We start from the raw sequence: 18383 nt of genomic DNA on the forward strand, positions 1-18383 counted from the left end.
TAGACAGAAGACTTTTATTTTAAAGATCTGAAGGTATAAAAGATAAATTTTGTTAGGCGTAAGTATGAGTAAATTGGTATAATGTAGTAATATAAGTAGAAGGTGGAAAATCCGGTATTAGTAAATCGGGCATCCAAATAAGTATTAATAACATTTCCCTCTCTGAACATAAAACTATACACATACTATGATAGATAATATAGGCGTTATTCTTATTATATTGCCCTAAAATAATCAAACCAGGTTATTCGAAGAAAGGAGTGGAAATATGAATATTGGTGAACGTATTCGACAAATCCGTATACATAAAGAATTTACGCAAGGGGAATTAGTATCAGAAATATGCTCTATAACGTATTTAAGCAGAATTGAAAATGGACAAATTAAACCTTCTGTTTCTTTTTTAGAAAAGGTCGCTAAAAAGATGGAAGTTGATTACAATTTTCTTGTAGATGAAGATTATGGGGATATAGAACCTATGCTCCTTGGAATATGTAATAAGTATAAAAATGATAAAATTATAAGTGAAAAAGATTTATCTTCTTTAGAACTGTATGTTCGTGATATAGACTCTATTCTTTTATTATTAAAGGCTTATGGTGTTTTAATATACTATCATTCCCGAAATAATAACTTAGTATATGTAGAAGCAATTGTAAATCAGGCTGTGCAAGTTATTCCAAATCAAATAGACCTCCAGTATACCGAAGATTATATATATTATTTAATGGCTCGAGGTTATTATTTTTATAATAAACAAGATTATATGGCTGCACATGAAATCTACGTGAAGATAGAGAGTTTACTTGATCTAGAAGAAACTACTCAACACGCCAGTGTATATTATAATCTGTGTCTTGTAAATAAAGCGCTGTATAAAGATAAAAGCATTAGTCGTTTGTATGCGCAGAAAGCTTACAAAATATTTTTGAGATTTAATATAAAGAATAAAGTAATAGATACTTTGTTAATGCTCGCAATACTATATGATTTAGATGGATTATATGACAGGGCTCTTGAATGCTTACAGCAGGCAGAAAGTAGGTTGGAAGATAAAGGAGATTCTATGTATTCACCTATAATCTCGTATAATTATGGGAAAATTTATCAAGGTTTAAAAGACTATACTAATGCTATTAAGTACTATGAAGAATGTTTGCAATTAAGTGAGTTTCTCGAACAAAAACATCAAAAGGTATACGCATTACGAAGCTTAATAGAGATTCATATAGAATTTAAAGATTGGAAAACTGTTAATAAATTTATGGATGAAGCGTTTGATTTATTATCAATTTTTGATGTACCTTACGCTAATGTTCAACTATATGGATTGAAGGGGAAGATATCTAGATTAAGAGGAGATGATTATGGATATGAAAAACAGATGCAAAAAGCAATTGAAATTGGTTTAGAAAAGAAACAATATCCTTTAGTAAGTGAACTGGCTCATGAACTAGGAGACTATTTTTTTGATAATCGCGCTTATAAAATGTCAGCAAAATATCTAAAAATATCAATTGAAAATTCGACGAATTAAAACAAACTAAAAATACATAGATAGAGGGAGATTAATCAAGGATCTTGGTAATGATATCCGCAATATCCCCTCTATGTGATTCTGCAGTAATAGTAGGTATTGGATTAATATAATTTAACATAAGATAAATCACAAATAAAATTGGTTAAATAGGTAACTTGTTTTTATAAAAAAAGGAATTATAAATCAAAATTTTTTACTAATTCCGTGTAACAAAGGACATCCATTAGTATTTAAATTAACAAAGCAACTACTACTGGAGGTTGGAATTATGAAAATCAAAAAAATTTATGTCATTCTTACTACAGCTATTATGTTATCCGGTATTTCTTTATTTGAAAATATAACTAGTACAGATACTACACAAAATGTAGCTGCACAAACTAGTATAGAAGACATCTCAATCAACCAGGTGCTGATTAATTAATCCCCCATATTCAAGATTTCCTTCAAATACATACCCTTATTAAATAATCCATAGATAAAAAACAGGCGGAAAGTAAGTTCCACCTGTTTTTTTTATTATATTAACTTTGCTTTAAACGAAACTAAGTAGTTAATTTTATTTTCAACAATAGCAATATTTTTATTTGTACAAGGTTAAATCCTATAGAAACTTTCCTGAATTACAAAACATGTAAAATAATATAGAAAAAAACAACAATAATTTTAAATATTTTTAAATGAATTTTACTTATTGTTATTAACATAAATTAACACGTATATTTTAGATACAGAAAGTCAAACAGCAAGGAGGTGGTTAATCTGATGCTAGAGACAAAAAGTTCTATAGATATGATAAACAATATAAATTATCATTTGGATCTTGGTGGGAAAAATAATCAACGTTTAAAAAACTTTTCAAATGAACAAGACGTATTGCCATATCATGTTTACAAACAGCAATTGAATAAACAAGCATCCCAAAAAGAATCGATTAGTCTAGCTCAACCGTTTATTCATATTAATACTTTAGCACAAATTCTATATGAAGCATTTCACAATCAAATATTTACAGCTTTGGCACCTATTCTATTTGTTTTTCAACCGAATATTGTAACTGGTATATCTACCCCAGGTGCTTATGCAATAGATTTTTATAATGATTATTTTATTCATTTAAAAGGCATCAATGTTCAAGAATTTAAGGCTGGAATAGGTGAAGAAAAAGGACCTATAGCTATTGGATATATAATAAACCAAAGCGAAAGCATTCAGCATTCAAAAGAATTTATGTATCCAAAGTTACAGGACCAAACTACAGAGTGTATGTTAGCCTTACAAAAGCAATTGCACATACATGGAGAGTTAGAAGAGCAAATTCAGCTATCATTTGATTTCAAGAAAATAATGATGCCTTTAATCGTCTTACAATGGATTAAACAGACAGCTTTATATTAAAGGAATAAAAAAGGTTTAGATGTTATAGAAGGCAACATAAATTACCTTCTATAACATCTAAACCTGTCACCAATCTTTGTTAATGAAATTTGAAGTACTCTAATATTTGTTTCCTGAACATTCTAAAAAGATGGTTACTATGTCTAAAAATGAAAAATTAGCTAAATTACGTAATCAAGAATTTGATACAAAAAAATTAATTGGTGCAATCGATGAAGATGAATTGAAAAAAATAGCGGGTGCCGGAGATGTGTCTCCAGAGTCGTGTAATTGATTTAAAATTCTAACGTCAGGTGGTTGATATGATGAATAATCAAGTTTTAAACATTAAAGGTTTGCATAAAAAATATAAAGACAAACATGTTTTAAAAGGGATTGATTTAACTATAAAAAAGGGTGAAATATTTGGATTATTAGGCCCGAATGGCGCTGGTAAATCTACATTTTTTAAAATCATTTTAGGATTGATAGAGGCTGATGAGGGAACTGTAGAAGTATTGGGAATGGATATACAAAAGAATAGAATAGAAATCTTATCTAAAACAGGTTCATTAATTGAAGCTCCAACCTTTTACGAGCATTTATCCGGATACGAAAACTTGTTAATTGCTTCTAAAATGAAAAATGTTCATGATAAAGAACATATAAAAGAACTTTTGAATTTATTTAAACTATATGAGGATCGAAATCGTGCTTTTAAAAAATATTCTCTTGGTATGAAACAACGTTTAGGATTAGCTGCTGCTTTCATAAATAACCCTGAATTATTAATATTAGATGAACCTACTAATGGCTTAGATCCACAGGGAGTTTATGAAGTGAAAGAATTAATGAAAAAAGCTCCAAAAATGTTTAATTCTACCATAATCCTTTCAAGTCATATTTTAAGTGAAGTGGAACAAATGGCTGATCATATCGGGATTATTCATCATGGAGAAATAAAGTACCAAGGTTTATTATCTTCTTTACAAAATAAACAATCATTAAATATTGTTGAAATTAGTGTTAATAATATGACTCTTACTGATAAATTACTTGAACAATCCAATTATACATTCAATGTAAATAATAACATCTTTAGTATTGAATATAACGATGAAAAATCACTGAATGATATTCAACAACTATTAGTAACGAATCAGATTTTTATTCAATCTTTCCAAACCAAAAAGCAAAATTTAGAGGAAGCATATTTAGATATTGTTGAACAAGGTGCTGTAAGTGTATGAGAAATGTATTAGCCACTGAGTATATAAAATATAGAAAAAGTCATTTTTGGTTTTTGGTTATCTTAGGACCTATTATACTTGCATTAGGTGAATTTGCTGGACTAAATTACTATAGTAATTCTCATACTATTAAATTAGAAACTATATTCGGTATAAACTTGCAAATTTTAAAATACATATTAAACTTTTTTATGGTGTTTATTATAGCTAGTGTAAACAATGTTGAATATAAAAATTCTACGTGGAAAAGAACATTTACGTATCCAGTACAGAAATTTAGTGTGTATATAAATAAGTTCCTTGTTGTTATGGTTGCTCTTATTATTACAACCGTAATACATATGATTTGTACAGTGTTATTACTTCCAGGTTTAGGTGTTTCTTTAGATGCGGTTTCCATGCAGCATGTGTTTGTTTTTACGTTATATCCATTTCTTATTAGCATCCCATTTTGCGCTTTGGCGTTCATTATATCCATCAATGTATCGAATCAATCAGTGATCGTTGCACTAGCTCTAGCTTCGTATCTTTTCGGCGATATATTAAGCTCAACTAAGCTTTGGTGGTTTCCTATTTCATATCAAATCTTATATTTCCCAATCAATTATGTGAATAATCTAGATGTTTTTAATACGTTATGGTCATACGATAAATGGTACATGCTAGCAGGAATTCCTATTACTATTCTTATTTTAGGAATTGGATACATCTTATTTATTAAAATGGATAATAAAAACTAACAAAGGAGATCTCAAATGATAAATTTAATTTATTCTGATTGGATAAAAATAAGAAAACACCCACAACAAATTACATTTTTCATCTTAGCACTTTGTCCGATTATATATTCAATGATTATGTATACTAAATTCGTGGTAGGAGAGTATAATCACGGTTTGGATAATTCATGGATGGGCGTATGGATGTTTATATCTTTTTTCTATGTTGGTTTTTTTCTCCCTGTCATTTCAGGGATGGTAACAGCCTTCTTGTGTCAGTTTGAAAACAAAACCAATTGGAAAATAATGCATCTATCTCCAAATACTAATTTTAAAATTGTTTTATCTAAATTTGTATCTAGTGTGTTATTATTTTCTGCAATACACTTAATAGTTTTAATGAGCTTGTATGTATCAGGAATGTATTTTGATTTTACAGATCCATTTCCTTTAGAATTTATGATTAAAGTATTTTTAATTTCTGTTGTTGCGACATTTCCTCTTATAATAGTGCAACTCCTATTATTCTTATTTATAAAAACATCTATCACTTTTACATTTGTTAATATAATCCTATCTTTAATCGGTTTATTTCTTTTTTCAGAAGCAAAGTGGGGATTTGGATATTTATGGTCTTTACCATTCAAGTCTACAGAATTAGTTGATCAAGATATATTATCTATTACTATATTATTGGTATCAATAGTTGCATTTACCATAGGTATGATTTTAATTACAGTACGTTATGTAAAATTATTGAGAAAGACAGTATAGAAAGAGAAATCGCCCTTAGAGGGACCTGATAGTATCACAGTTAGGTAAACAACAAAAAAAGAGTCCATCTGGTATGATGGACTCTTTTTTTGTTATTTACCTGGAGATTTTTTATGGCGAAAAAAGGCCAATCTTTTCAAATATATACAGAAGAATTGACACTCCTACCTCTAAAGGGGCAAGCTGGCTAACGCCAGTGGACTTCTTGCTACCAAAGGCGATGCTCGTGCTGACATGTAAGATTGCCATCACTCTCACAAAAGACCATATAGGGGTAGAGTCACATACCCATCAAGCTAAGATTTTAAAGTACCCCCTAAATGGAAATTTTGTATTTTTATAGTATCGAAGCTTATTTTTCTCTTTTTGGGTAGTTTTATTTTCTTAGCTTGATTGCGATGAGCGGTACCTCATAAAGGCCCCTGATACATAATTGATGTTCTGCCATTTGTAGAAAACAATCCACTTATACCATTTTAACAAGAAGAAATATCTCGTCCATGTTGTAATATTGGCTTACGTTAAGCTTGTGAAAAAAACATATTCATGTATAATACAATTGATGTATGATACATTAGTTGTAGGAGGGTGGCCTTTTTGAAAAGAGAAGATGCCTTAAAACTAAGAACAGATATTAAGAAAATGATTATAATAACTGGGGTTTTTGAATCTCAAAATTTGCCCAATGGACCATTTGAAAAACCTTTACCAACTTCTCAAATGATGGCGTTAGAGGAACTAGAGGTGGAAAAACTAACTGTTTGGCAACTATCCAATAAACTTAGATTAGAGACTTCAACTGTAAGTAGATTGGTAGATAAGTTAGTAAAAAAGGGGCTTATTTATCGTGAAGTAAATGAAAAAAATAGAAGAGAACTTTTTCTGCACCTCACAGAAAAAGGTCACATAACTGTTAATTGCTTAAGAGAGCAATCCATTGCATTTTATCAAAGTATTCTCAATAATTTATCAGAATCAGAACAAAAAATAGTTGTGGATGGTTTTGAATTATTTATTGATTCTATTTCTAAGCCTTTTGATTAGAGTGAGGTAAATCATAACATTTGGAGGATAAAATGAGTTTGCATTTTGAACGTCCTATTATTGAATTAAAAGAGAAATTTGATGAATTAAAGAAAATAATGAAAGAAAATAATGTAGATTTATCGTCAGAAATTCATGAATTAGAAAAACGTTTAAATAAAATGCAAGATAAAATTTATTCTAATATTACACCTTTTCAACGAGTTCAAATTGCAAGGCTACGTAACCGACCCACGACGTTGGACTATATACCTTTATTGTTTACAAACTTTCTCGAACTTCATGGTGATCGATTATATGGTGATGATAAAGCAATGATAGGTGGTATTGCAAAATTTAAAGGAATGCCCGTTACGGTTATTGGTCATCAAAGAGGTAGAAATACAAAGGAAAGTATAGAAAGAAATTTTGGAATGGCACATCCAGAAGGTTATAGAAAAGCGCTAAGGCTTATGAAACAAGCTGATAAATTTAATCGTCCTATTATTACATTTATTGATACAATAGGCGCCTATCCAGGGATAGGGTCTGAAGAACGTGGAATTTCTGAAGCGATAGCTCGAAATCTATTTGAAATGACTACACTTAAAGTGCCAATTGTTTGTATTGTAATTGGAGAGGCATCAAGTGGTGGAGCTCTTGGCATTAGTGTCGGTAACCATATCCATATGTTAGAGTATTCATGGTACTCGGTAATTTCGCCAGAAGGAGCAGCATCTATCCTATGGAAGGACGCTAAGTATGCTCCAGAAGCTGCTGAACATATGAAAATTTCAGCAAAAGATTTAAAACATTTAGGAATTATTGATGAAATCATTCCTGAAATTAAAGGTGGAGCACAAAATGATATAAAATCACAGGCAAAAATGATTGAATCTGTAATCGAATCATCTCTAAAAAAATTGATACTATTATCCTCGGAAGAGCTTATACAACAGCGGTATGAAAAGTATAGACAAATAGAGAATTATAAATGAAAATATTTAAAGTCCGTATTACATTTCGGAGGATTCTCGCAAAAAAAATTTAAATATTTTGTAAGTAACCTCTTAAACTGGGATATGCTGATACTATTACTCTACAAAAGATGTGTGATCGGTATGGAAAAGGAAAATTTGTTCAAATGGAAGCATTATCACATACCCATCAACTTAAGAAATTGATTGTTCCCCAAAACGAAAAAATGAGCTGAATTCTCATAAATAACTGTAAAGATGCGGGAATTTTGTTATGGGGAGTATCTCAAAAGCTTAGGTTGATGGCAATGGGGTACCGCCAACAAGACGCGAATTTTGCACGCTAAGCAAAAAAACAATAAGCTGTCCACATGGACAGCTTATTTACATAATTCTCGTTATTGGAAGTAAAGTAAACCCCTCTTATTGGGGTACGAACACTGTTCTTGTTATAATTAATTTTTTTCAGAACGTCTATAATCCTCTTTTAAAAAATATATGTAAATATAATAAAAAACGAATGATTAATAGAAATATTCTACGCCACTCGTTTTTTATTGGACTTCTTTTTACTGTACTTTTATTTTCTTTATGGGTTATTAGAAAAATAATTGTCTATATAAGTCTTTATTTTTTCAAAATCCTTTTCCATAAATAAGATTGCTGGTACTTCAATTATTGGAAGATTATTTTCATTATCAAAAGGTGGACACGGTTTGGGAACTACCAAATAGTCAACTGAGTTTTTATCCCTAATATAATTAATTGAAACATCATAATACTTAGAAAAATATTCCTTCAAATCATCCTGATTCCTTAAAAATGGTAGAGAAAATATTGAACCATAATTTATACCAGCGTCGACAATTAATACAAAGCATATTTTTTTCATGATACACTCTCCTCGTATAATAAGTTTTAAGTTAATAACTGTTCCTTGAAAATTAAATAGTTTTTATCTTCAAGAGCTAGATCCAAAAAATGATGTATGGGTAAAATTTAGTCTTGGATACTGGGGGATTTCCCTACCTTATTCAAAGAAAGGCATTACATGCTATTCCGAATGCAATAAAACAAATAAAATACTAAGACAACAACAGTAATAATACTCGATGCTGTTTTGAAAGTTTTGTTTTCATACGTTTTATTTAACAAGAAGAAGAACAAAACGACCCAGACCCCGTTGGAAAAGAATGATGTTAGTGCATTGAAAACAACTCGAAACGCAAACATAGAGTCGTCCATTAGTTTTTTACCTCTCTTTTTCCTTATTATACCATTTATAAAAAGTGATGTATCGTGTTTTTCTTGTATATTCTATACATGTGAGGTTAACATAACTTCCTATTATCGGTAGCAAGTTTTTCATAGAATCCTTGTTTTTACTAAATTTTTTGTCTCTATGTCTATCTATCTCTTATACAAGATTTTATACATCATTGATATAGCGGGGATTCTAGGGATCTTTGCTATTCTTTTTTGCATAAAATCTTGTATGAAAAAGTAGTTAAACTAGTGTGTTTTACTCCGGTTCATTTCAAAATATAATTGAAAATTCATCTTTAAATTAAAAAAAGAAGGTGTTACCTTTATATATTAATAACTTCGAAATATTGTATAACAGATAATTTTTATTCATGATTGATTAGCATTGCTTATTGTGCTAACGAATCATGATAGTGTGGCGACCGACCAACTAAATAGTTGCTTCTTCTCAATTATTAGAAGGGAAGTTCTATCATTTCGCGAATTTATTAGACATAGACGAGCGCTATAATTTTCTATATGTACATAAAGAGGTGACTACGCATGAATCAAAGACCGTCAGAAGAAGAATACGCCGGGAACTCTGGCGAATATATCCGTTTGGTGCCGGACGGTAACATCATCGATATTCTGTTCGCCCAGGAAAAGCAAATGACCGAGCTCCTGGCATCGTTGACCGAAAGCCAGGCCACATATCGGTATGCGGAAGGAAAATGGACGCTGAAAGAAGTCGTGGGCCACATTGCAGATGCGGAACGTGTCATGACCTACCGCCTGCTCCGGTTCGCAAGAGGGGACCAGACGCCTCTGACTGGTTTCGATCAGGAATTGTTCATGCATCCTTTTGGAAGCTGGACAACCGAGCAATTGGCCGAAGACTACCGGGCCGTACGGCAATCAACGATCACATTGCTGCGCGGGCTACCGGCGGAGGCGTGGACCCGCAAGGGCACAGCCAACGACCTAAGCATTACGGTGCGCGCCCTCGCGTACGGTATCGCAGGACACGAACTTCATCACATGGGGGTCATCCGAAATCGGTACTTGAGTTAATCGTCGGGTGAGGCCTTTGGAATGGAACTAACACCTCTCATACAACCTTATATACCGTTCTTATTGGGGTCCCGCCCCACAACCATCAACTTAAGGATTTAGTCTATTTTTGAAATTAAAAGCACATTACTATTCTCTTATGTTAATGAGAAAGGGTGACGTGCTTTTTATGAATATGCACCAAAAACAAGAGTTATCTTTATTTGCCGAAGCGTTATATCGATTTTTTTCATTTGGGGGTATTTGTTTTTCTTAGCTTGATGGTGATGGGGCGCTACTCTAAAATGGTCAAATTAAAATTTAAAACAGTTATAGAGACTCCATTCCCCGGACATATTGTAACAAAGATAGGATGCGAGGAAGTTTTTTAAATAAATCAAAAAAACTTGATGAAGTAGTTGCATATAGAACTCAACAGCGTATATACTATAAACATCAAAAAAAATTGATGAAGGGAGAGTGAACTAAAATGGCACAAGATTTTCAGCTCTATGAGAAAAAATTCAAAGCATTAGCGGATCAGAAGCGTTTAGAGATTATGTATGAACTTTGCCAGCGAGGCCAGACTTGTGTATGTGATTTAACAGAGATTTTTGAAATGACGCAATCTAAATTGTCCTATCATTTAAAGATTTTATTAGATGCAGGTTTAATTGTAAAAGAAACAAAAGGTACGTGGAGTTATTATGATTTAAATGATGCGGAAGTAAATAATTTATTATCAGAAGAATTATGCTGTATCTTTAGAAAAACAGGCAAAGGTAGCTGTTGTTAAAATTTTGTAATATTAATCAAAAAAAATTGATTAATAACATATAAAGAGGAGGAATAAGCTATGAGATATGTTCATGTTGGTATAAATGTTACGGATTTAGAGAAGTCTATCGAATTCTACGAAAAGGTATTTGGTGTGTCACCAGTTAAGGTGAAAGTAGATTATGCAAAATTTTTATTAGAGACGCCAGGACTTAACTTCACGCTAAACGTACGAGATGAAGTGAAGGGAAATCAGGTAAATCATTTCGGTTTCCAAGTGGATACAGCTGAAGAAATTACGTTACATAAAGAAAGATTAGAAAAAGAAGGTTTCTTTGCGCGTGATGAAATGGATACGACTTGTTGCTATGCAGTTCAAGATAAGTTTTGGGTAACGGATCCTGATGGGAACGAGTGGGAATTCTTTTATACAAAAGCACAGAGTGATGTTCATAAAATTGAAGATCCATCTTGTTGCACCACTTCTAACGTAGTAGAACAAAATTCTTGTTGTTAATAGGAGATGGAAAATAAAATGAAACGTTTATCTTTTCTAGATCGATATTTAACACTATGGATTTTTCTAGCTATGGCTGTTGGGATTGGTTTAGGGTTTGTGTTTCCTAGTGTAGTAGACGGACTGAATACATTACAAGTTGGAACAACGTCTATCCCGCTTGCTGTTGGTTTAATTGTCATGATGTATCCACCATTAGCAAAGGTTCGTTACGAGGAAATGGGCCGCGTATTTAAAGATGTAAAAGTATTGGTTTTATCTTTAGTACAAAACTGGATTATTGGACCTGTACTTATGTTTGTTTTAGCAATTATTTTTCTTCCAGATAAGCCAGAATACATGGTCGGGCTCATTATGATTGGTTTAGCACGTTGTATTGCAATGGTAATTGTTTGGAACGACCTTGCAGATGGGGATAAAGAGTATGCTGCAGGTTTAGTGGCTTTTAACTCAGTATTTCAAATGTTATTCTTCGCCGTTTATGCATACGTGTTTGTAACAGTCATTCCAGAATGGTTAGGAATTGAAGGGGCTATTGTCGACATTACAATGGTAGAAGTAGCGAAATCCGTATTTATCTATTTGGGGATTCCTTTTATAGCAGGTATGTTAACACGGTTTGTACTTGTTAAGTTAAAAGGAAGACAATGGTATGAAAAAGTATTTATACCGAAGATTAGTCCACTTACATTGCTGGCACTACTATTTACAATCATCATTATGTTCTCTTTAAAAGGGGAAATGATTGTTAGCGTACCATTAGATGTAGTAAGAATAGCAATTCCATTACTCATTTATTTTATTGTCATGTTTTTTGTTTCTTTCTTTATGGGAAGAAAAATTGGTGCAAACTATCCGGTGACTACAACGTTAGCATTTACAGCAGGTAGTAATAACTTTGAGTTAGCAATTGCTGTAGCAGTTGGTGTGTTTGGTATTCATTCGGGTGCAGCATTTGCAGCTGTTATTGGTCCGTTAGTCGAAGTACCTGTCATGATTGCACTTGTAAATGTCGCTTTTTGGTTTAAGCGTAAATATTTTAATGATCAACCAGTATAATTTAAAAACAAAGGCGGAAAACAACATGGAAAACAAAAAGACAATTTATTTCTTATGCACAGGAAATTCATGCCGAAGCCAAATAGCAGAAGCATGGGGCAAACAATATGTAGGGGATAAGTGGAATGTATATTCTGCAGGTATTGAAGCACACGGAGTAAATCCAAATGCTATTAAAGCGATGAAAGAAGTAAATATCGACATAACAAACCAAACATCGGATATAATTGATGCAAACATTTTAAATAACGCTGACTTAGTCGTTACCCTTTGTAGTCATGCAGATTCTGTTTGTCCGTCGACACCTCCGCACGTAAATCGTGTTCACTGGGGATTCGATGATCCAGCAGGAAAAGAGTGGTCTGAATTTCAACGTGTTCGCGATGAAATTGGAGAACGTATAAAGCGATTTTCTGATACAGGGGAGTAAAATAAAGAGTCAATCTTCTATCGTATAGGAGATTGGCTCTTTTTTATTGATTTAAAGCAACTATTAAAATGAATAGAGAATATTCTGTCATGATGGTAAAGTTAGAATAGAGCAGTTTCAGGGAGGGGCGTAACATATGATTTCTGAATTAAACAAGACTGATTTTTATAAATGTAACCGTTTAGTAAATGAAAAAGGTCAATTAGAAATAAAAGCTGTAATTGCAGGGTTGAATCCTGGTCGTATATTTGTAGATAACATCTATTCTCCTAATTCAGGACTTATTTGGTTAGGGAATAACGATGGCTTCTTTTTTATAGGAAGTGCAGAAAATGAAAAGTTTAATAATGAAATGAAAAGTTTTATTGATGATGTGATACGACCTGAGGCGAGAAAGGTAGGACTAAGTTGCTTTGAAGCAATCGGTAATCATTCAAAGTGGAATAAAACAATCGAAAGAATATTTCAGCATCGTAAATTAAAGAGTTGGAATCAAAGAGTGTATACGCTAAAGGAAGAGGATTATGAGGGTAATCGTGAACCTAAAATTGAACAAGGGTATACAGTGCTAAAAATGAGTAAAGCTCTTTATGAAAATCAAGGGAACGTATTTAAGAATATTGAATTTTTACAATCAAAAATTTTAGAGTTTTGGTCCTCAGCTGATGAATTTTTTAACGAGGGAATAGGCTATTGTATAGTTTTTGACAACATGATCGTAAGTGTTTGTTTTTCAGGGTTCGTTTTTGAAAATATACACTGTATAGATATTGAAACGATAGAAGATCACCAAGGGAGAAAATTAGCTCAAACGATAGCTCATAGTGTCGTAAAAGAATGTTTGGAGAATAATATTATTCCATATTGGGACTGCATGGAAATAAATAAGCCTTCTGTGGCCGTTGTAGAAAATGTAGGTTTTACAAATGTGTTTAATTATGTAGGTTATTATTTTCCTTTTGAGTAAATGAAGTGTATGTTAAAAAACTATCATCGAGGGTTTTCACATGAAAGGAAAATAGGATGAAACAAATAATAAAAGACATATTAATAAACTACTTTAAAGAAATTCATTCACTAATAGTGGAAGAAGAACTACATAAAAACAGTTGGCATACAGATTTGCATTATAAAATCATCGTAAATGGAAATCGATATTCCGCACGGTTTATAAATAGCGATCGAACAAGCAATCCGGCCTTTGGGATGTTATCAAATGAACAATTGAAAGAGCAAGTACGGTTTACGTATTATTTACGAGAGCATGGAATTCCGTTTATGCAGATTCAGGAGAATATGGCGGGGGATTGCTTTTCATTACTCACTTGGAATGAGGAACAGTACCGGTTTGTATTGTCTACTTGGATGGAAGGGGAACATATTACTCATTGTACAGAAACGATAGCAGAAGTCTTTGGAAAGGAAGCAAGAAAGATACATGATATTTCTAGTACATTTCAAAGCCCAACTTTTCAAAAGAAATCTCATTTAGATGGATATGGTGAGTTTATAAAGCTGTTAGAAAATAAAGGTGGTACATGCAAGCAATTGCAGAGATATATGGATTTAGCTAAGTATCATATAGAATGTGCACATACGAGTGATTTGGAGTTTATTGTACAAACTGATTTAAATCCTTTAAATGTCATATGGAACTCCAATCAATGTGTAAAAGGGATTGTAGATTTTGAATCGATTGGATATGTTGATCGTATTGAGGGTTTAGCCTTTTTATTAAAGTGGTATTCTCGAACGGAAGGAATAGAGTCACATGTAGTATGTTCTAAAATTGCTAGAGCATTTTTAGAAGGTTATGGAGCTAATAACATTTTAACTTCAAATGAATATAAAAGACTTTCTTCATTGCTATGGTTATCCGGTAGTCTAAATTGGAACTTTGTTAAAAAGACGATAGGTCTATTAGGTGACGAGAGAAAAGTAGAGGAACATTTGAGAGCTTATAAAATAAGGGGAGAAAGACTGTCGTCATTGTTAATTTGTAGATAACATTTATTCTCTTAATTTTGGATGCGAAAAAGAAATCATATGAGGTGTTCAAAAAATGAAAATACAACTTGTATTGTTTGACGGCTTCGGAGAACTTGTCTCCTTTGCACCTTTTGAAGTACTGAAAAGAGCAATAGAAGAAGGGGCGCCATTTACGGTTGAACTCGTATCAAGTGAACCGAAACAAGAAGTTACTACCTCGTTTGGAGTTACGGTGAAACTACATGATTTTTTACGAATGGATAATCGCCCAGATTTGCTAATTGTACCTGGTGGTGGCTGGAATCATAAAGCTGAACATGGGGCACGAAAGCAAGCAGAGCTTGGAACACTGACAGAAACGATTAGAGAGATGCATAATGAAGGAACGATTGTTGCGGGAGTTTGTACAGGAGGTATGTTACTAGCAGCCTCAGGTATATTGAATGGTAAAAAGGCGACGATGCACCATTTGGCACAAGATGAAGTCAGTAAATACGGAGCTGAACTTCTTCATTATAGAATTGTAGATCAAGGCGATATTATCACTGCAAGAGGAGTCACTTCAGGAATTGATTTAGGACTTTGGATTACAGAAAGGTTCGCAAGCTCCCAAATTGCAGCTGCAGTTGAATATAGAATGGAATACGAGCGGCGAGGTGTTATTTGGAAGTGATTTAATTATATTTTTTGCTGTAGAGCGTATTAAATAGTATAAAAGAGAAAGAGCTAACTCATACGAGTAGGTTCTTTCTCTTTTATACTATATTGCTTATTTTTCACAGTAATATCTTTTTTTAAAAATCATAAAATAGATAATATATTTTGTTCCACATTTATAATTATTTTCATTATATATTTATAAATTAGTAAAATTTAGTTTACAAATTTGCATCTAGCTTATATAATTTGACTCATATAAAAAAGTTTCCCTTAGGAAACTTAAGTGCGGATTTTCATCCGCTGTATATTTTTTTGTTTAAAAGTTGCCTTCGCGCAAAATAATTATATATACGAAAAAAAGAAAGGGGAATGCATAAAAAATGGATGAGGCTATAATTGTTAAAGATTTGTTTGTATCTTATCAAGGGAATCAAGTAGTTCAAAATGTTTCCTTCGATATTGAAAAAGGGAAGCTCGTTGGAATTATTGGTCCAAATGGTGCGGGGAAATCTACTTTAATGAAAGCTGTTTTAGATCTAATTCCAAGTGATAAGGGATATGTTCAAGTTCTTGGGGAGGATATTCGAAGTGCTAGAAAGCATGTTGCTTATGTACCACAAAGAAGTGATATCGATTGGGATTTCCCGATTACAGTTTTAGATGTGGTGCTAATTGGAACGTATCCATCTTTAGGGATGATGAAAAGACCGAAGAAAGAGCATCGAGATTGGGCATTTGAATGTTTAAAAAAGGTCGGCATGGAAGAGTTTAAAAATCGCCAAATTGGTGAGCTTTCAGGTGGACAACAACAACGTGTCTTTTTAGCGAGAGCATTAGCACAAAAGGCGGAGATATTCTTCTTAGATGAACCGTTTGTTGGAATTGATGTAACAAGTGAAGAGACAATTATTAAAATTCTTAGAGAATTACGTAAAGAAGGAAAAACAATTGTTGTTGTACATCATGACCTAAGTAAAGCAGAGTCCTATTTTGATAAATTACTATTATTGAATAAGAGCTTAATTCATTACGGAGAAGTAAGGCAAGTATTAGAACCAACTGTTATGTCAAAAGCGTATGTAAATCACGGCATATTGTTTAATAATGTAGCGGAGGTACATTCATCATGAAGATTGTAGAATTTATAGATGCATTAATGCAGTACGGTTTTCTGCAGAAAGCGTTATTAACTTCCGTTATGGTAGGCGTTATTTGCGGCGTAATTGGATGTTTTATTATTTTACGAGGTATGGCTTTAATGGGAGATGCCATTTCACATGCTGTTCTTCCAGGCGTAGCCCTTTCTTATATGATTGGTATGAACTATTTTATAGGGGCGGTTTTAACAGGTGTTATTACTGCAGTTGGAATCGGATTTGTAAGTCAAAATAGTCGAATTAAACATGATATGGCGATAGGGATTATGTTTACATCTGTTTTCGCTGTAGGGATTATTTTAATTACCTTTATGAAGAGTAGTTCTGATTTGTATCATATTTTATTCGGAAATGTCCTATCAGTTCGTTCTTCTGATATGTGGATGACACTTATTATCGGAGTGGTCATTATTGGGCTTGTGATGCTGTTTTACAAAGAATTACTTGTATCTACTTTTGATCCAACGATGGCGCAAAGTTACGGATTACCGAACAAATGGATTCATTATGGCTTAATGATTCTACTTACAATGGTTACAGTAGCATCGCTTCAAACTGTAGGAATTATTTTAGTTGTCGCTATGCTTATTACACCGGCGGCTACGGCGTATTTATTAACAAACCGTTTATGGGTCATGATTTATTTAGCTGCAGGTATCGGAGCGCTTTCATCTGTAGTAGGGCTATATTTTAGTTTCTCTTATAATCTAGCTTCAGGTGCAACGATTGTTCTTGTTGCAACATTCTTGTTTGCATTGGCATTCTTTTTCTCACCGTCACAAGGTTTATTTTGGAGAGCTATCAAAATTAGAAAAAATAGAGCAGAGTTGTCATAATTGATTGGAGGATAATGATGAAATTTAAAAATATTTTATTATCGGTAATTTGTATGTTCGTATTTGCATTAACAGCGTGTTCGAGTAACACAAATGGGAAAGAAGAGAAAAGTGGGAAATTAAAAGTTGTAACTACATACTCCATTATATATGATATGGTGAAGCAAATTGGTGGAGATAAAGTTGAGATTCATAGTCTTGTTCCAATTGGAGCTAACCCGCATGAATATGATCCACTACCAAAAGATGTTATGAAAATGACAGATGCAGATATGGTTTTTTACAATGGTTTAAACCTTGAAGAGGGCGGAGCATGGTTTAAAAAACTATTAAAAACGGCAAATAAATCAGAGAAAGATGCACCTGTTTATAAAGTAAGTGAAGGTGTAGAAGCTATTTATTTAGAAACAAAAGGATTGGAAAAAGAACCAGACCCACATGCTTGGATGAATATTAAAAATGGTATTGTATACGCTGAAAATGTGAAGAAAGCATTAATTAAAGAAGATCCTAAAAATAAAGAGTTCTATACTAAAAATGCCGATAAGTATGTAGCAGAACTTCAAAAATTACATGATGAGACAGTAAACAGAATTCATCAAATCCCTGAAGAAAAACGTTTCTTAATCTCTAGTGAAGGTGCTTTTAAATACTTTGGAAAAGCATATGATATGAAGACGGGATACATTTGGGAAATTAACTCAGAAAATCAAGGTACTCCAGATCAAATTAGAGATGTTGTAAGTTTAATTCAAACAAACAAAGTTCCGGCTTTATTTGTTGAAACAAGTGTAGATCGACGTAGTATGGAAACTGTTTCAAAAGAAACAAACGTACCGATTGCAGGTACAATTTTTACAGACTCACTAGGTAAAACAGGTGAGGATGGAGATACTTACTTGAAAATGATGAAATGGAATACAGATACCATTATTAATGGGTTACAGAAATAAAATCTAGCTAGTGTAACTATTGAGATTTTATACGATAAGAAAGAGCC

The 18383-nt window shown here is 32.6% G+C and carries 21 protein-coding genes and 1 pseudogene; 20 read left to right on the forward strand and 2 right to left on the reverse strand.

Features of this window, described 5'->3' with window-relative positions:
• The first annotated feature begins 268 nt into the window (after positions 1-268).
• The 9 genes and pseudogenes from MNO09_RS14515 (at position 269) to MNO09_RS14555 (ending at position 7681) form a co-directional block, all read left to right on the forward strand.
• Positions 269-1537 carry a helix-turn-helix domain-containing protein gene (locus tag MNO09_RS14515; RefSeq protein WP_001020458.1) on the forward strand — a complete coding sequence of 423 codons (1269 nt, stop codon included), beginning with the start codon at positions 269-271 and terminating at the stop codon, positions 1535-1537.
• Between the two features lie 271 nt (positions 1538-1808).
• Complete coding sequence (locus tag MNO09_RS14520; protein WP_000694268.1) at positions 1809-1964, forward strand: hypothetical protein; 156 nt, start codon at positions 1809-1811, stop codon at positions 1962-1964.
• A 341-nt stretch (positions 1965-2305) separates the two neighbouring features.
• On the forward strand, positions 2306-2938 hold the full coding sequence (locus tag MNO09_RS14525) for a hypothetical protein (RefSeq protein ID WP_000894484.1): 633 nt from the start codon (positions 2306-2308) through the stop codon (positions 2936-2938).
• A gap of 139 nt (positions 2939-3077) precedes the next feature.
• Positions 3078-3203: pseudogene (locus MNO09_RS14530) on the forward strand (class II lanthipeptide, LchA2/BrtA2 family); the annotation flags it as partial.
• 37 nt (positions 3204-3240) lie between these two features.
• Positions 3241-4167, forward strand: coding sequence for an ABC transporter ATP-binding protein (locus MNO09_RS14535; RefSeq protein ID WP_002096481.1), 927 nt, complete (start codon positions 3241-3243; stop codon positions 4165-4167).
• On the forward strand, positions 4164-4907 hold the full coding sequence (locus tag MNO09_RS14540) for an ABC transporter permease (protein WP_001246721.1): 744 nt from the start codon (positions 4164-4166) through the stop codon (positions 4905-4907). The genes MNO09_RS14535 and MNO09_RS14540 overlap by 4 nt, the downstream gene beginning before the upstream one ends.
• A gap of 15 nt (positions 4908-4922) precedes the next feature.
• A complete protein-coding gene (locus MNO09_RS14545; RefSeq protein WP_000609080.1) occupies positions 4923-5660 on the forward strand; it encodes an ABC transporter permease in 738 nt (245 codons plus the stop codon).
• A 597-nt stretch (positions 5661-6257) separates the two neighbouring features.
• On the forward strand, positions 6258-6704 hold the full coding sequence (locus MNO09_RS14550; protein ID WP_000817661.1) for a MarR family winged helix-turn-helix transcriptional regulator: 447 nt from the start codon (positions 6258-6260) through the stop codon (positions 6702-6704).
• A 32-nt stretch (positions 6705-6736) separates the two neighbouring features.
• On the forward strand, positions 6737-7681 hold the full coding sequence (locus MNO09_RS14555) for an acetyl-CoA carboxylase carboxyltransferase subunit alpha (RefSeq protein ID WP_000052085.1): 945 nt from the start codon (positions 6737-6739) through the stop codon (positions 7679-7681).
• A 568-nt stretch (positions 7682-8249) separates the two neighbouring features.
• On the opposite strand, the gene MNO09_RS14560 is transcribed toward MNO09_RS14555, so the two are convergent.
• A complete protein-coding gene (locus MNO09_RS14560) occupies positions 8250-8552 on the reverse strand; it encodes a hypothetical protein (RefSeq protein WP_000717613.1) in 303 nt (100 codons plus the stop codon).
• A 155-nt stretch (positions 8553-8707) separates the two neighbouring features.
• Entirely contained in the window at positions 8708-8905 is a 198-nt protein-coding gene (locus tag MNO09_RS31030) for a hypothetical protein (RefSeq protein ID WP_002096482.1), read from the reverse strand.
• Between the two features lie 564 nt (positions 8906-9469).
• Between MNO09_RS31030 and MNO09_RS14565 the strand changes: the two genes are divergently transcribed.
• The 11 genes from MNO09_RS14565 to mntA all read left to right on the forward strand — a co-directional run bounded on the left by MNO09_RS14565 (position 9470) and on the right by mntA (position 18336).
• Entirely contained in the window at positions 9470-9979 is a 510-nt protein-coding gene (locus MNO09_RS14565) for a DinB family protein (RefSeq protein ID WP_001076294.1), read from the forward strand.
• A gap of 469 nt (positions 9980-10448) precedes the next feature.
• Positions 10449-10754 carry an arsenical resistance operon transcriptional regulator ArsR gene (gene arsR / locus MNO09_RS14570; RefSeq protein WP_000046014.1) on the forward strand — a complete coding sequence of 102 codons (306 nt, stop codon included), beginning with the start codon at positions 10449-10451 and terminating at the stop codon, positions 10752-10754.
• Positions 10755-10814: 60 nt separating this feature from the next.
• Positions 10815-11252 carry an ArsI/CadI family heavy metal resistance metalloenzyme gene (locus MNO09_RS14575; RefSeq protein WP_001270993.1) on the forward strand — a complete coding sequence of 146 codons (438 nt, stop codon included), beginning with the start codon at positions 10815-10817 and terminating at the stop codon, positions 11250-11252.
• Between the two features lie 18 nt (positions 11253-11270).
• The gene (gene arsB / locus MNO09_RS14580) at positions 11271-12311 is read left to right on the forward strand and encodes an ACR3 family arsenite efflux transporter (RefSeq protein WP_000826555.1); all 1041 of its coding nucleotides are present in this window, start codon (positions 11271-11273) and stop codon (positions 12309-12311) included.
• Between the two features lie 25 nt (positions 12312-12336).
• Complete coding sequence (gene arsC / locus MNO09_RS14585) at positions 12337-12741, forward strand: arsenate reductase (thioredoxin) (RefSeq protein ID WP_000428320.1); 405 nt, start codon at positions 12337-12339, stop codon at positions 12739-12741.
• A gap of 136 nt (positions 12742-12877) precedes the next feature.
• Positions 12878-13708 carry a GNAT family N-acetyltransferase gene (locus MNO09_RS14590; protein ID WP_098828918.1) on the forward strand — a complete coding sequence of 277 codons (831 nt, stop codon included), beginning with the start codon at positions 12878-12880 and terminating at the stop codon, positions 13706-13708.
• Positions 13709-13764: 56 nt separating this feature from the next.
• On the forward strand, positions 13765-14748 hold the full coding sequence (locus tag MNO09_RS14595) for a phosphotransferase enzyme family protein (protein ID WP_098828919.1): 984 nt from the start codon (positions 13765-13767) through the stop codon (positions 14746-14748).
• A gap of 55 nt (positions 14749-14803) precedes the next feature.
• Positions 14804-15403, forward strand: coding sequence for a DJ-1/PfpI family protein (locus MNO09_RS14600; protein WP_088107334.1), 600 nt, complete (start codon positions 14804-14806; stop codon positions 15401-15403).
• A 367-nt stretch (positions 15404-15770) separates the two neighbouring features.
• Positions 15771-16520 (forward strand): metal ABC transporter ATP-binding protein, encoded by a 750-nt coding sequence (locus MNO09_RS14605; RefSeq protein ID WP_000343004.1) that lies wholly within the window; start codon positions 15771-15773, stop codon positions 16518-16520.
• Positions 16517-17383 (forward strand): metal ABC transporter permease, encoded by an 867-nt coding sequence (locus tag MNO09_RS14610; RefSeq protein ID WP_000706177.1) that lies wholly within the window; start codon positions 16517-16519, stop codon positions 17381-17383. The genes MNO09_RS14605 and MNO09_RS14610 overlap by 4 nt, the downstream gene beginning before the upstream one ends.
• Before the next feature lie 17 nt (positions 17384-17400).
• Positions 17401-18336, forward strand: coding sequence for a manganese ABC transporter substrate-binding protein/adhesin MntA (mntA, locus tag MNO09_RS14615; protein WP_000669575.1), 936 nt, complete (start codon positions 17401-17403; stop codon positions 18334-18336).
• The last annotated feature ends 47 nt before the right edge of the window (positions 18337-18383 follow it).

This window comes from Bacillus sp. N5-665 (assembly GCF_022637375.2).
In the GTDB taxonomy this organism is placed as follows: Bacteria; Bacillota; Bacilli; order Bacillales; family Bacillaceae_G; genus Bacillus_A; species Bacillus_A wiedmannii.

What these genes read in the sequence shown, in the direction of transcription:
- MNO09_RS14575 (WP_001270993.1), top strand. Translation starts at nt 10,815, where the DNA reads ATGAGATATGTTCATGTTGGTATAAATGTTACGGATTTAGAGAAGTCT.
- MNO09_RS14605 (WP_000343004.1), top strand. Translation starts at nt 15,771, where the DNA reads ATGGATGAGGCTATAATTGTTAAAGATTTGTTTGTATCTTATCAAGGG.
- MNO09_RS14565 (WP_001076294.1), top strand. Translation starts at nt 9,470, where the DNA reads ATGAATCAAAGACCGTCAGAAGAAGAATACGCCGGGAACTCTGGCGAA.
- arsC (WP_000428320.1), top strand. Translation starts at nt 12,337, where the DNA reads ATGGAAAACAAAAAGACAATTTATTTCTTATGCACAGGAAATTCATGC.
- arsB (WP_000826555.1), top strand. Translation starts at nt 11,271, where the DNA reads ATGAAACGTTTATCTTTTCTAGATCGATATTTAACACTATGGATTTTT.
- MNO09_RS14515 (WP_001020458.1), top strand. Translation starts at nt 269, where the DNA reads ATGAATATTGGTGAACGTATTCGACAAATCCGTATACATAAAGAATTT.
- MNO09_RS14590 (WP_098828918.1), top strand. Translation starts at nt 12,878, where the DNA reads ATGATTTCTGAATTAAACAAGACTGATTTTTATAAATGTAACCGTTTA.
- arsR (WP_000046014.1), top strand. Translation starts at nt 10,449, where the DNA reads ATGGCACAAGATTTTCAGCTCTATGAGAAAAAATTCAAAGCATTAGCG.
- MNO09_RS31030 (WP_002096482.1), bottom strand. Translation starts at nt 8,905, where the DNA reads ATGGACGACTCTATGTTTGCGTTTCGAGTTGTTTTCAATGCACTAACA.
- MNO09_RS14560 (WP_000717613.1), bottom strand. Translation starts at nt 8,552, where the DNA reads ATGAAAAAAATATGCTTTGTATTAATTGTCGACGCTGGTATAAATTAT.
- MNO09_RS14525 (WP_000894484.1), top strand. Translation starts at nt 2,306, where the DNA reads ATGCTAGAGACAAAAAGTTCTATAGATATGATAAACAATATAAATTAT.
- MNO09_RS14595 (WP_098828919.1), top strand. Translation starts at nt 13,765, where the DNA reads ATGAAACAAATAATAAAAGACATATTAATAAACTACTTTAAAGAAATT.
- MNO09_RS14535 (WP_002096481.1), top strand. Translation starts at nt 3,241, where the DNA reads ATGATGAATAATCAAGTTTTAAACATTAAAGGTTTGCATAAAAAATAT.
- MNO09_RS14610 (WP_000706177.1), top strand. Translation starts at nt 16,517, where the DNA reads ATGAAGATTGTAGAATTTATAGATGCATTAATGCAGTACGGTTTTCTG.
- MNO09_RS14540 (WP_001246721.1), top strand. Translation starts at nt 4,164, where the DNA reads ATGAGAAATGTATTAGCCACTGAGTATATAAAATATAGAAAAAGTCAT.
- MNO09_RS14600 (WP_088107334.1), top strand. Translation starts at nt 14,804, where the DNA reads ATGAAAATACAACTTGTATTGTTTGACGGCTTCGGAGAACTTGTCTCC.
- MNO09_RS14520 (WP_000694268.1), top strand. Translation starts at nt 1,809, where the DNA reads ATGAAAATCAAAAAAATTTATGTCATTCTTACTACAGCTATTATGTTA.
- MNO09_RS14555 (WP_000052085.1), top strand. Translation starts at nt 6,737, where the DNA reads ATGAGTTTGCATTTTGAACGTCCTATTATTGAATTAAAAGAGAAATTT.
- MNO09_RS14545 (WP_000609080.1), top strand. Translation starts at nt 4,923, where the DNA reads ATGATAAATTTAATTTATTCTGATTGGATAAAAATAAGAAAACACCCA.
- mntA (WP_000669575.1), top strand. Translation starts at nt 17,401, where the DNA reads ATGAAATTTAAAAATATTTTATTATCGGTAATTTGTATGTTCGTATTT.